The 12,379-nt window shown below is 70.6% G+C and carries 10 protein-coding genes; 7 read left to right on the top strand and 3 right to left on the bottom strand.

All coding sequences use genetic code 11. The features are described 5' to 3' along the window. Nucleotides 1-38: 38 nt before the first annotated feature. Both ACIBTX_RS14475 and ACIBTX_RS14470 read right to left on the bottom strand, forming a co-directional pair. Nucleotides 39-815 (bottom strand): DeoR/GlpR family DNA-binding transcription regulator, encoded by a 777-nt coding sequence (locus tag ACIBTX_RS14475; RefSeq protein WP_363661052.1) that lies wholly within the window; start codon nt 813-815, stop codon nt 39-41. 37 nt (nt 816-852) lie between these two features. Next, nucleotides 853-2,841: a beta-galactosidase gene (locus ACIBTX_RS14470; RefSeq protein WP_396832560.1), complete on the bottom strand. Its 1,989-nt coding sequence runs from the start codon at nt 2,839-2,841 to the stop codon at nt 853-855. A gap of 282 nt (nt 2,842-3,123) precedes the next feature. Here ACIBTX_RS14470 and ACIBTX_RS14465 point away from each other — a divergent pair, with 282 nt between their 5' ends. The 7 genes from ACIBTX_RS14465 (at nt 3,124) to ACIBTX_RS14435 (ending at nt 10,559) form a co-directional block, all read left to right on the top strand. Next, nucleotides 3,124-4,452 (top strand): ABC transporter substrate-binding protein, encoded by a 1,329-nt coding sequence (locus ACIBTX_RS14465; RefSeq protein WP_357123080.1) that lies wholly within the window; start codon nt 3,124-3,126, stop codon nt 4,450-4,452. A gap of 21 nt (nt 4,453-4,473) precedes the next feature. Beyond that, nucleotides 4,474-5,430, top strand: coding sequence for a sugar ABC transporter permease (locus ACIBTX_RS14460; RefSeq protein WP_357123077.1), 957 nt, complete (start codon nt 4,474-4,476; stop codon nt 5,428-5,430). Continuing rightward, nucleotides 5,427-6,308, top strand: a complete 882-nt coding sequence (locus ACIBTX_RS14455; protein WP_357123074.1) for a carbohydrate ABC transporter permease — start codon at nt 5,427-5,429, stop codon at nt 6,306-6,308. Before ACIBTX_RS14460 ends, ACIBTX_RS14455 begins: the two co-directional genes overlap by 4 nt. Beyond that, entirely contained in the window at nt 6,305-8,440 is a 2,136-nt protein-coding gene (locus ACIBTX_RS14450) for an alpha-galactosidase (protein ID WP_396832559.1), read from the top strand. Before ACIBTX_RS14455 ends, ACIBTX_RS14450 begins: the two co-directional genes overlap by 4 nt. Nucleotides 8,441-8,535: 95 nt before the next feature. Then, nucleotides 8,536-8,937, top strand: coding sequence for a YciI family protein (locus ACIBTX_RS14445; protein ID WP_357171335.1), 402 nt, complete (start codon nt 8,536-8,538; stop codon nt 8,935-8,937). A gap of 3 nt (nt 8,938-8,940) precedes the next feature. Next, nucleotides 8,941-10,227 (top strand): sigma-70 family RNA polymerase sigma factor, encoded by a 1,287-nt coding sequence (locus ACIBTX_RS14440; protein ID WP_357123398.1) that lies wholly within the window; start codon nt 8,941-8,943, stop codon nt 10,225-10,227. Between the two features lie 8 nt (nt 10,228-10,235). Beyond that, on the top strand, nt 10,236-10,559 hold the full coding sequence (locus ACIBTX_RS14435; RefSeq protein WP_396832558.1) for a DMT family transporter: 324 nt from the start codon (nt 10,236-10,238) through the stop codon (nt 10,557-10,559). Nucleotides 10,560-10,638: 79 nt separating this feature from the next. Here ACIBTX_RS14435 and ACIBTX_RS14430 read toward each other — a convergent pair whose 3' ends face one another. After that, the gene (locus tag ACIBTX_RS14430) at nt 10,639-12,078 is read right to left on the bottom strand and encodes a cellulase family glycosylhydrolase (protein ID WP_396832557.1); all 1,440 of its coding nucleotides are present in this window, start codon (nt 12,076-12,078) and stop codon (nt 10,639-10,641) included. Nucleotides 12,079-12,379 lie beyond the last annotated feature (301 nt).

Genomic DNA, 12,379 nt, shown 5'->3' with positions numbered 1-12,379 from the left:
CCGCACGGCCCCGCGCCAACCTGGTGAACACACTCGCGCTAGCCGGGCTCCACGACGACGAGTTCGCCGACCTGCTCGCCGATGGTGGTGCGCGCCTCCGCGGGCAGGCCAGGATCGGTGATCAGGACGTCGGCGGCCTCCAGCGGGGCGATGGTGGCGATGCCGATCGTCTCCCACTTGGTGTGGTCGGCGAGCACCACCAGCCGGCGGGCGGCCCCGATGAGGCACCGGTTGACGCCGGCCTCCAGCAGGTTCGGGGTGGTGAAGCCGGTGCGCGGGCTGAGGCCGTGCACCCCCAGGAAGAGCAGGTCGACGTTGAGCGCGCTGATCGCCGCCTCGGCGACCGGGCCGGTCAGCGCGTCGGACGGGGTACGGATGCCGCCGGTCAGGACGACGGTCTGGTCGGCGCGCGGGTTCTGGTAGAGCGCGTCGGCCACCGGGATCGAGTTGGTCACCACGGTCAGCCCGCGCACGTCGGACAGCAGGGTGGCCAGCGCGGCGGTGGTCGTACCGGCGGACAGCGCGATGGCCATCCCCGGCTCCACCATCGTGGCCGCCCGCTCGGCGATGGCCCGCTTCTCCGCCTGCTGGCGGATGGACTTCGCGGCGAAGCCGGGCTCGTCGGCCGAGCCGGGCCCGGCGAGCGTCGCGCCACCGTGGACCTTGTCCACCAGACCGCGCTCGGCCAGCACCTCCAGGTCGCGCCGGATCGTCATGTCGGACACGCCGAAGCGGCTGACCAGGTGGCTCACCCGCACCCCACCGCGCTGGCGGATCAGGTCGAGGATGGCGCTCTGCCGCTGCTGGGCCAGCATCTGGGGAACCTCCTTCGCACCGTGGCCGTCGACCACGCTACGACCGGTCCTCACGGACCACGGCCACCTCGCCGGCCGGCACGGTCAACTCACCCGCACACCGCGTGCCGGTCAACAGCTCGTCACCGGTCGCCGAGATCCGTACGTCCGACGACGTGTGGTTGATCGCGAACAGCCAGGTCCGCTCGCCGTCGCGGCGTCGTACCACCTCCACGCCGGTCGGCGCCTGCGCCGCCGGACGGACGCCGGCCTCGTCGAGCAGCCGGGAGACCAGCCGGTCGGTGGCCGGCTCGTCGAGCCGGGCGCCGACGTACCACGCGACGCCCGCGCCGACCGGCCGCCGCGTGAGCGCCGGCACGCCCGGCAGGGGCCCATCGGTGTACGACGCCAGCACCTCGGCGTCGTCGGCGTGCAGCCACTCGGTCCACACGTCGGCAGCGCCGCCGTCGTCGAGTTCGACGTGCTCGTCCTCGCGCAGGGGGAAGAACTCCTCGGTGTGGACGCCGAGCAGGTCGCGGAACGCGCCGGGGTAACCGCCGAGACGGATGTGGTCGTTCTCGTCGACGATGCCGCTGAAGTAGGTGACCGCAACCGTGCCGCCGGCCTCGGCGAATCGGCGCAGCGCCTCGACGTCGGCGTCCCGGACGAGGTAGAGGGTGGGCGCCAGGACCAGTCGGTAACCGCTGAGGTCGCTCGACGGGTGGACGATGTCGGCGGTCACGCCGGCCCGCCAGAGCGCGCCGTACAACGCGTTGAGGCGGTCGGCGTACGTGACGTCGACGCTCGGGTGGGAGTCCAACTCGACCGCCCACCACGCTTCGAAGTCGAGCAGGATCGCCACCTCGGCGTCGACCCGGCTGCCGCGTACCTCGGCGAGGGCCTTGAGGTCCGCGCCGAGCTGGCAGACCTCGCGGAACACCTTGGTGTCCGGGCCGGCGTGCGGCACCAGCGCGGAGTGGAACTTCTCGGCGCCGGCCCGGGACGCACGCCACTGGAAGAACAGCACCCCGTCGGCGCCCCGGGCGACGTGGGCCAGGCTGTTGCGGCGAAGCTGGCCGGGGAGCTTCGCGACGTTGCGCGGCTGCCAGTTGACCGCGCTGGTGGAGTGCTCCATGAGCAGCCAGGGCTCGCCACCGGCGACGCCCCGGGTGTGGTCGGCGGCGAGCGCCAACCCGAGGTGGGCCCGGGGGTCGGCGGCGTTCAGGTAGTGGTCGTTGGAGACGAGGTCCACGTCGCCGGCCCAGGAGTGGTAGTCCATGTGCTTGGCCATGCCGATCATGAAATTGGTGGTGACCGGTTGGCGGACCAGCGTCCTGAGCGTCTCGCGTTCGGCGCGGAGTTGGGCGCGCTGCTCGTCGGAGGAGAAGCGCAGGAAGTCGAGCTGCTGCGTCGGATTGGCGAACGTCGGCGCGGTGCGCGGCGGATTGATCTCGGCCCAGTCGCCGTAGCGCTGGCTCCAGAACGCGGTGCCCCACGCGTCGTTGAGCCGGTCCAGGTCGCCGTAGCGCTCGCGCAGCCACCCCCGGAACGCCTCGGCGCTGACGTCGCAGTAGCAATGCACGTTGTGGCAGCCCAGCTCGTTGGAGACGTGCCACATGACGACGGCGGGGTGCTCGGCGTACCGGCCGGCGACCGCGCGCACCAGCTCCAGGGAGCGCTCGCGGAACACCGGGGAGCTGGGGCAGTACGCCTGTCGTCCGCCCGGCCAGAGGATCGCGCCGTCGGCCCGTCGGGGCAGCGTCTCCGGGTGCGCGCGGGACAGCCAGGGCGGTGGACTGGCGGTGGCGGTGGCCAGGTCGACCTGGATGCCGCCGTCGTGCAGCAGGTCGAGCACCCGGTCCAGCCAGCCGAACTCGAACCGTCCGGGGTGGGGTTCCAGGCGTGCCCAGGAGAAGATGCCGACGGAGACCAGGTTGACCCCGGCCCGTCGCATCAGCTCGACGTCCTCCGACCAGGTCTGCTCGGGCCACTGCTCGGGGTTGTAGTCGCCGCCGAAGTAGATGCCCTCGCCCTGCCATCGCCGCATGACAGGTGAGGGTGCACCCGCCATCCACCGAAGTCAACAGGTTCCAACATCGACTTCTTTTCCAACGTTTACCTCGTAACAGCCGGATCACGACTGGGTTATCAGAGGCGAAAGTACCTCTTGACAGCGGCCTATGGAGAGGTAGCTTGAGGCCCCAACTGGCCGATCGTGTTCACCAATGTGGATTCTCGGTGGATCACGATGCGTCTTTGCCAGGCTGCACCGCTCCTCACCACACCCGACCCGTTGGACGTAGCACCTCTTCATCCGCAGGAGGCACCGATGTCCCGTCCCCGATCGCAAGCCGAATACCTGGCCCGGCTCGTACCGCCCTCCGTGGCCGGCATCAACCGACGGTCACTGCTGGCCGGTGCGGCCGGCACGGGCGCGCTGCTCAGCACCGGTCTGCTCGCCGGCTGCGGCGACGACTCCGGCTCCGGCGGGTCCAGTAAGGACGTCTCACTCGGCTCCAACCAGTCCGACCCGAAGCCCAAGGACGTCCTCGCCAAGATCACCGACGGGTTCAAGACCTCGTCCGGCGTCCAGGTCGCGACCAACACGGTCGACCACAACACGTTCCAGGAGAACATCAACAACTACCTGCAGGGCAAGCCGGACGACGTCTTCACCTGGTTCGCCGGCTACCGGATGCGCTTCTTCGCCGCCAAGGGCCTGGCCAGCGACATCAGCGACGTGTGGGGCAAGATCTCCGGCTACTCCGACGCGTTCAAGAAGGCGTCCACCGGGGACGACGGCAAGCAGTACTTCGTGCCGGGGACGTACTACCCGTGGGCGGTCTTCTACCGCAAGTCGGTCTGGCAGCAGCACGGCTACCAGGTGCCCACCACGCTGGACCAGTTCACCGCGCTCGGCGCGCAGATGAAGAAGGACGGCCTCACCCCGATCGCCTTCGCCGACAAGGACGGCTGGCCGGCGATGGGTACCTTCGACATCCTCAACCTGCGCATCAACGGCTACCAGTTCCACGTCGACCTGATGGCCGGCAAGGAGGCCTGGACCTCCGACAAGGTCAAGAAGGTCTTCGACACCTGGGCCGGCCTGCTCCCCCTGCACCAGCCGGACAGCCTCGGCCGCACCTGGCAGGAGGCCGCGCAGTCGTTGCAGCAGAAGAAGAGCGGCATGTACCTGCTGGGCCTCTTCGTTGGTCAGCAGTTCAGCAACGACGAGCAGGACGACCTCGACTTCTTCACCTTCCCGGAGATCGACCCGGCCATCGGCGCGAAGGCGCTGGACGCCCCGATCGACGGCTACATGATGGCCCGCAAGCCCAAGAACGAGGACAACGCCCGCAAGCTGCTCGAGTACTTCGGTGGCAAGGCCGCTGCGGACATCAACCTCAAGAACGACCCGGCCGTCCTCGTCGCCAACAGCGGCGCGGACGTCGGCGGCTACACGGCGCTGCAGAAGAAGGCCGCGGAGCTGGTCGGGTCGGCCACCGAGATCGCCCAGTTCCTCGACCGGGACACCCGGCCGGACTTCGCCTCCACGGTGATGATCCCGGCGATCCAGCAGTTCATCAAGAACCCGAAGGACATCGACGGGCTGACGTCGTCCATCGAGAACCAGAAGAAGTCGATCTTCACTGACTGACGGCGGAAGGGGAAGGACATCGTGTCCGACCTACCCCTGATCCAAGCGGATCGCGCCGTGCCGCCGCCGCCGGCGACCACCTCCACGGGTGGTCGTCGCCGGCGGCTACGGCTCCTGTCCCCCACCGACCGCGTGGTCATCACGCTGATGGTGCTCGTCCCACTGCTGCTCGTCACCGCGCTCGTCTGGCTGCCGGCCCTGGCGACCGTGGTGCTGTCCGGCACCGACTGGGACGGCATCGGTCCACTCAACGAGATCGAGTTCGTCGGCGGGCGCAACTACAGCGACGTGGTGAACATCTACCCGCCGTTCGTGCCAGCGGTCCAGCACAACCTGCTGTGGCTGGCCGTGCTGTTCGTGGTCGCCACGCCGTTCGGCATGTTCCTGGCGGTGCTGCTCGACAAGGAGCTGCGCGGCAGCCGCTTCTACCAGACGGCGCTGTACCTGCCGGTGGTGCTCTCGCTGGCGCTGATCGGCTTCGTCTGGCAGCTGCTCTACTCCCGTGACCAGGGTCTGATCAACGCGGTCCTCGGCACCGGCACCGACTGGTACGGCGACTCGAACGTCAACATCTGGGCGGTCATGGTCGCCTCCGGTTGGCGACACGTCGGCTACATCATGCTGCTCTACCTGGCCGGGCTGAAGGGCGTCGACCCGTCGCTGCGCGAGGCCGCCGCGGTCGACGGCGCGTCCGAGGTCCGGACGTTCTTCCGGGTCGTCTTCCCGGTCATGCGACCGATCAACATCATCGTGCTGGTGGTGACCGTGATCGAGTCGCTGCGGGCGTTCGACCTGGTCTGGGTCGTCAACAAGGGCCGCAACGGCCTGGAGTTGATCTCCGCACTGGTCACCCAGAACGTGGTGGGTGAGGCGAGCCGGATCGGCTTCGGCTCGGCGCTGGCGACGATCATGCTGGTCGTCTCGCTGGTCTTCATCACCATCTACCTGGCGACCGTGATGAGGGAGAACCGGAAATGAGCGTCGACACCCCGATCCGCCGACGCCGGCTGACCCCGCTGCGGATGCTGCTGCACGGCTTCCTCATCGCCGTGGCGCTGATCTGGCTCTTCCCGATCGCCTGGGCGGTCCTCACGTCGTTCCGCTCGTACCAGTACACCGCCGCCCACGGTTACGTCTCGTTCGGCGGCTGGACCATCGACAACTACGTCACGGCCTGGGATCAGGCGGAGTTCGGCAAGCACTTCCTCAACTCGGTCTACATCACGGTGCCGGCGGTGCTGCTGACGCTCCTCCTCGCCTCCTGCGTGGCGTTCGTCATCGCCCGGTTCAGCTGGAAGATCAACCTCCTCCTGCTCGGGGTGTTCACCGCCGCCAACCTGTTGCCCCAACAGGCGCTGCTCATCCCGCTGTTCCGACTGTTCACCGAGGTGCCGTTGCCGGAGTTCATGAGCGACTCCGAGCTGCTCTACGACAGCTACTGGGGCCTGATCCTGATCAACGTCGCCTTCCAGTGCGGGTTCTGCGTCTTCGTGCTCAGCAACTACATGAAGGCGCTCCCCCACGACCTGTACGAGGCGGCGATGGTCGACGGCGCGAGTGTCTGGCGGCAGTACTGGCAGATCACCATGCCGCTGTGCCGGCCGGCCCTGGCCGCACTGGCCACCCTGGAGGTGACCTGGATCTACAACGAGTTCTTCTGGGCCACCGTCCTCATGCGTACCGGTGACAAGTTCCCGGTGACCAGCTCACTCAACAACCTGCGCGGCCAGTTCTTCACCGACAACAACCTGGTCTCGGCGGGCAGCGTGCTCGTCGCGATCCCCACCCTCGTGATCTTCTTTATGCTCCAGCGGCACTTCGTCCGGGGCCTGACCTTGGGAGCCTCCAAAGGATGACGATCCTGCACCTGCGCCGCGGGCGGACCAGCCTGGTGCTCGACGCGCGCGGCCCGGGGCTGCCCCGCGTGGCGCACTGGGGTGGCGACGTCGGCGACCTGGACGACGACGGCCTGCGCCACCTCGTGGACGCGACCGTGCCACCGGTGGTGCCGAGCAGCTTCGACGAGCCACCCGTGCTGTCGCTGCTGCCGGAGGCGAGCGCCGGGTGGAGCGGCCGACCGGGGTTGGCCGGGCACCGCGACGGGCGGGACTGGTCCACCGCGTTCCGGCTCGACGGTCTCGCCGTCGACGATCCGGCCGACGCCCCGGCCCGGGTCGCCGTACGGGCGTCCGACGCGGCCGCCGGGCTGTCCCTGACCATCGAGATCACGCTCGACCCGTACGGCCTGCTGACCATCCGGCACCGGCTCCGCAACGACGGCGACGGCGCGTACGAGGTGCGGGAGCTGACCCCGGTGCTCCCGGTGCCGGCGGTCGCCACCGAACTGCTCGACCTGACCGGCCGCTGGTGCCGCGAACGCTCCCCGCAGCGGCACCCGTGGCAGCACGGCGCGTGGTTCCGCGAGGGGCGGCACGGTCGCACCGGACACGACGCCACCCTGCTGCTGGTGGCCGGCACCGCCGGGTTCGACTTCGGCCACGGCGAGATCTGGGCGGTGCACACCGCGTGGAGCGGCGACCACCTCACCGTCGCCGAACGCCGGCCCACCGGCGACTCCACCCTCGGAGGCGGGGAACTGCTGGCCCCCGGCGAGATCCGACTCGCCCCCGGCGAGGCGTACGAGACTCCACTGCTCTACGCCGTCTGGTCCGACGAGGGGCTGGACGGACTCAGCGACGTACTCCACTCGCACGTGCGGGCGCGGCCCGGACACCCGCGATCCCCGCGCCCGGTCACCCTCAACGTCTGGGAGGCGGTCTACTTCGACCACGACCTGGACCGGCTGCGGGCCCTCGCCGACCGCGCCGCGCAGATCGGCGTGGAACGGTTCGTGCTCGACGATGGCTGGTTCCGCGGCCGGCGCGACGACACGGCCGGGCTGGGCGACTGGTACGTCGACGAGGACATCTGGCCCGACGGCCTGCAACCGCTCATCGACCACGTGACCGGCCACGGCCTTCAGTTCGGCCTGTGGGTGGAGCCGGAGATGGTCAACCCCGACTCGGACCTGTTCCGCGCGCACGCCGACTGGCTGCTGACCCTGCCGGGACGGCTGCCGCCCGCCTGGCGCCGGCAGCAGGTGCTCGACCTGGGCCGCCCCGAGGCGTACGACTACGTGCTGGAACGCCTCGACGCGCTGCTCACCGAGCATCCCGGGATCAGCTACCTCAAGTGGGACCACAACCGGGACCTCGCCGAGGCGGGGCACCACGGCCGGCCCGGGGTGCACGGGCAGACCCTCGCGGTCTACCGCCTCCTCGACGAGCTGCGCCGACGCCACCCCGGCGTGGAGATCGAGAGCTGCTCCTCCGGGGGCGCCCGGGTGGACCTGGCCATCCTGGCCCGCACCGACCGGGTCTGGGCCAGCGACTGCAACGACGCCCTGGAACGGCTCGGCATCCAGCGCTGGACCGGGCTGCTGCTGCCACCGGAGCTCGTCGGCACGCACATCGGGCCGCAGCGTTCGCACACCACCCACCGCGTACACGACCTGGGTTTCCGGGCGGCCACGGCGCTGTTCGGTCACCACGGCATCGAGTGGGACATCGCCTCGATCAGCGCCGCCGAACAGGCCGAGCTGACCGACTGGGTGGCACTGCACAAGCGGCTGCGCCCGCTGCTGCACTCCGGGCGGGTGGTCCGGGTCGACCACCCGGACCCGGCCGTCTGGGCGCACGGCGTGGTCGAGAAGGACAAGACCCGAGCGGTGTACGCGGTGGCCCGGCTCGCCACCTCGGTGGCGCAGACCCCGGGCGCGGTACGGCTGCCCGGTCTCGACCCGGCGCGGCGTTACCGGGTGCGCCCGGTCCCGGACGTGCCACCTCCGGCGACGATCGACCTGTCCGGGCCGCCCTGGCTGGCGTCCGGCGTCACGCTCAGCGGAGCGGCGCTGGCCCGGGTGGGCGTGCAGCTACCCGCGCTGCACCCCGAACAGAGCCTGCTGTTCGAGGTCGACGAGGTCGGCTAGAAATTTCTTTGTCCGGGGTGTCGAGAACGGTGTCGTCGGCTTCTACCTCAGGGTGAGAGCACCGACCACGGTGCGCGGGCGTGAGGAGCGAGACGATGAAGTACATGCTGTTGATGCAGTTCAGCGCCACCGGGACCGACTTCCCCGGCATCGACACCTGGACGCAGGACGAGGTCCGGGCGCACGTCGCGTTCATGGGTGAGGTCAACGAGAAGCTGGCTGCCGATGGCGAGTGGGTCGACGCGCAGGGCCTCGGCGGCCCGCAGCAGGCGCGGATCGTACGTGCCGGCGAGGGCGGCGCGCCGGTCGTGACCGAGGGGCCGTTCGCCGAGACGAAGGAGTTCCTCGCGGGCTTCTGGATCGTCGACGTCGACAGCCCGCAGCGGGCGGTGGAGCTGGCCGCGCACATCTCCACCGCGCCCGGCCCCGGCGGTCGGCCGCTGAACATGCCGATCGAGGTGCACCCGGTGATGTCCGCTCCGTCGCAGGAGCTGTGAGCGCTGACCACCGACCTTCGCATCGAGGACCTGCTGCGCGAACTGGCGCCGCAGGTCCTCGGCGTGCTCACCCGCCGGTTCGGTGACTTCGCCACCGCCGAGGACGCCGTCCAGGAGGCGCTGCTCGCCGCCGCCAGCCAGTGGCCGGCCGACGGGCTGCCGACGAACCCCCGGGGCTGGCTGATCCAGGTCGGCTACCGCCGGATGATCGAGCTGATCCGCGGCGAGCAGGCCCGGCGTCGCCGTGAGGACCTGGTCACCCGTCAGGACCCGGACGACCGGCGGTACGCGCCGGCCCCGGACGAGGAGCTGACCGCCGAGCGGGACGACACCCTGGTCCTGCTCTTCCTCTGCTGCCACCCGGCCCTCGCCGCGGCGTCGGCCGTCGCGTTGACCCTGCGCGCGGTCGGCGGTCTGAGCACCGCCGAGATAGCCCGCGCGTTCCTGGTGCCCGAGGCGACCATGGCGCAGCGGATCAGCCGGGCAAAGCAGCGGATCCGCGCGTCCGGGCTGCCGTTCCGGATGCCCGAGGAGGCGGAGCGGGCCGATCGGCTGGCCGCCGTCCGACAGGTGCTCTACCTGATCTTCACCGAGGGGCACACCAGTACCGCCGGCCCGGACCTGCGCCGGGTCGACCTCGCGGCCGAGGCGATCCGGCTGACCCGGGCGCTGCAGGTACGCCTGCCCGACGACAGTGAGACCGCCGGGCTGCTCGCGTTGCTGCTGCTCACCGAGGCGCGCAGCCCGGCACGAACCGGGCCCTCCGGAGAGCTGATCCCACTGGCCGAGCAGGATCGCAGCCGCTGGGACGCGGCGGCCATCGCCGAAGGCGTCGCACTGGTCACGGCGGCGCTGCCGCGCGGCCCGGTCGGCCCCTACCAGGTGCAGGCCGCCATCGCCGCCCTGCACGACGAGGCTCCCGGCACCGACGCGACCGACTGGCCCCAGATCCTGGCGCTGTACGACGTGCTGGATCGGTTGGCCGGCACCCCGGTGGTGGCGCTCAACCGGGCCGTCGCGACCGCCATGGTGCACGGGCCCGCTGCCGGCCTCCGCGCTCTCGACGCGCTGACCGACGATCCCCGGCTGGCCGGACACCACCGGCTGCCCGCCGCCCGCGCGCACCTGCACGAGATGGCCGGCGACCGGGAACGGGCCATCGCGGACTACCGGGATGCCGCCGCCCGCACGAGCAGCCTCCCCGAACAGCGCTACCTCACCATGCGCGCCGCCCGCCTGGCCGATGCTGGGGTGGAACACTCGATGGCTCGACCGGGAACCGAGGACTGAGGGGCCGCATGGCGTACGTGCTGCTGGGAATCGCGATCCTCGCCGAGGTGGTGGCGACCAGCCTGATCAAGAGCACCGCCGGGTTCACCCGCCTCTGGCCGACACTGGGCTGCCTCGCCGGTTACGCGCTGGCGTTCCTCCTACTCGCCCAGGCCGTGAAGGAGATACCGGTCGGTGTCGCGTACGCCCTCTGGTCGGGCCTGGGCACCGCGGCCATCGTGGCGATCGGCGCGGTGTTCCTGGGCGAGTCGGTCGGGCCGGTCAAGCTCGTGGGCATCGCGCTGATCATCGCGGGCGTGGTCATCGTGAACCTCACCGGCGAGCAGCACTGACCGCTCTCGGTCACCCGAACGACGCGATGGCCGGGCCCGGTGCGGGCCCGGCCACCTGGCGTCGGTCGCCGCCGGTCGCTCAGCTGGCGGTGCAGCTCACCTGCGGTGTGGGGTTGGCGCCGCTCCAGCCGCCGAGGAAGCCGAAGGTAGCGCTGGCGCCGGCGGCCAGTCGGCCGTTGTAGTCCGCGTTCCGCGCGGTCACCGTGGCACCGCTGCTGGTGACCGTGGCGTTCCAGGCCTGCGTGACGCTCTGGCCGTTGGCGTGGGTCCACCGGGTGGTCCAGCCGGTGATCGCGGACGCGCCGGCAGTCACCCGCACCTCACCCTGGAAGCCACCCTGCCACTGGTTGGTGATGGTGTACGTCGCCGCGCAGCCACCGGCGGGCGGCGGCGTGGTCGTCGGAGGGGGCGTGGTCGGAGGGGGCGTGGTCGGAGGGGGCGTGGTCGGAGGGGGCGTGGTCGGAGGGGGCGTGGTCGGAGGGGGCGTGGTCGGCGGGGGCGTGGTCGGCGGGGGCGTGGTGGGTGGCGGGGGGCCGCCGAAGACGGTGGCCTCGCGGGAGGTCTGCCGGATGCCATTGACGCCGTTGAAGACCCGCTGCCCCCAGGTGGTCAGGCTGGCCGGGTTGAAGGCGGTGGCCATGTCGAGATACTCGACGCCACCCCCGTTGCCGCTCCACGACCAGCCGAGCCAACCGATCCCGTTGGCCTGGCTGTATGCGAGGATGGTGTCCTCGTCCGGGTCGCCGTCGGAGTGGTTGAAGCCGAACTCACCGACCACGATGGGCAGCCCCGCCGCACGGAAGCGGCCCAGATAGTCGGTGATCTCGGCAGCGGTGTCGAAGACGCCGTACATGTGGATGGAGAAGAGCGTGTTGCGGGCCGGGTCGGCGGCGAAGACCGACGCGGCGTTGTCGCGCATCGTGAACGACCAGTCCTGACCCCAGTTCGGGGCGTCCACCATGATGGTGTGGGTCAGGCCCCCGGCCCGCAGCCGCTTGATCGCGTTGGCGCTGTCGGCGGCCCACGAGGCGTAGTTCTGGTTGCCGTACGGCTCGTTGCCGATGTTGACGAGAACGTACCGCTCCTGGCCGACCAGCACGTCCTTCAGGCTGAGCCAGTAGTCGACGGCGCGGTCCAGGGTGATCGCGCCGCTCTGCTCGCCGTACCCGGTCGTGTCGTGGACCTCCAGCACGCAGATCAGCCGGTTGGTCCTGCACAGCGAGATGACGTAGGCGACGTCGGCGTTGGTGTTCCGGGTCCAGCGGTCGCCGCTGGCGAGCACCACCCGCACGGTGTTCGCGCCGAGCGCCTTGACGTTGGCGAACGAGCTGGTCTGCTGCGGGTACCAGGTGTGCGCGTGGTTGACGCCGCGCATGACGAATTCGGCGCCGTTGGCGTCGTACAGCTTGCCGCCCGCGACGGAGAAGCCGGCCGCGGCGTGCGCCGGTTGACCGAACGCCAGCACGGCGAACAGCAGCGCGAGCAGGGCGGCGCCGACGGCGGAGAGTCGAGTCTTCATGGCCTTCCTCAGGGAGGACCCCCGATGCCCGGCGAGGGTGGGGTACGACAGGGGAAGGCGGCTGCAGCCCGACAGCCGCCGCCCGACTCCCGGCGGCGCGCATCAGCCTAGGGCGATGGATCAGCCCTCGCAACCGGTTCAGTAGAACGCTCGAAGGGGCGGACGGCCGTGACGGCCCGCGCGGACGCGGGCCGTCACGGGGCGGTCATCCCCACCACAGGATGTGCGCCACACCGAGGGTCTTAACCGGTTAAGAGGACCGTAGGCGGGTCCACGACATCCGTCAAGCATCGCCCGGTCG

This window comes from Micromonospora sp. NPDC049359, assembly GCF_044466585.1.
GTDB lineage: Bacteria > Actinomycetota > Actinomycetes > Mycobacteriales > Micromonosporaceae > Micromonospora.
Note: the sequence above shows the minus strand (reverse complement) of the source record. Positions and strands in the feature narration are given on the sequence as shown.

Coding starts and splice junctions, on each gene's coding strand:
- ACIBTX_RS14475 (WP_363661052.1), bottom strand. CDS start 815: ATGCTGGCCCAGCAGCGGCAGAGCGCCATCCTCGACCTGATCCGCCAG.
- ACIBTX_RS14470 (WP_396832560.1), bottom strand. CDS start 2,841: ATGCGGCGATGGCAGGGCGAGGGCATCTACTTCGGCGGCGACTACAAC.
- ACIBTX_RS14465 (WP_357123080.1), top strand. CDS start 3,124: ATGTCCCGTCCCCGATCGCAAGCCGAATACCTGGCCCGGCTCGTACCG.
- ACIBTX_RS14455 (WP_357123074.1), top strand. CDS start 5,427: ATGAGCGTCGACACCCCGATCCGCCGACGCCGGCTGACCCCGCTGCGG.
- ACIBTX_RS14450 (WP_396832559.1), top strand. CDS start 6,305: ATGACGATCCTGCACCTGCGCCGCGGGCGGACCAGCCTGGTGCTCGAC.
- ACIBTX_RS14445 (WP_357171335.1), top strand. CDS start 8,536: ATGAAGTACATGCTGTTGATGCAGTTCAGCGCCACCGGGACCGACTTC.
- ACIBTX_RS14435 (WP_396832558.1), top strand. CDS start 10,236: ATGGCGTACGTGCTGCTGGGAATCGCGATCCTCGCCGAGGTGGTGGCG.
- ACIBTX_RS14430 (WP_396832557.1), bottom strand. CDS start 12,078: ATGAAGACTCGACTCTCCGCCGTCGGCGCCGCCCTGCTCGCGCTGCTG.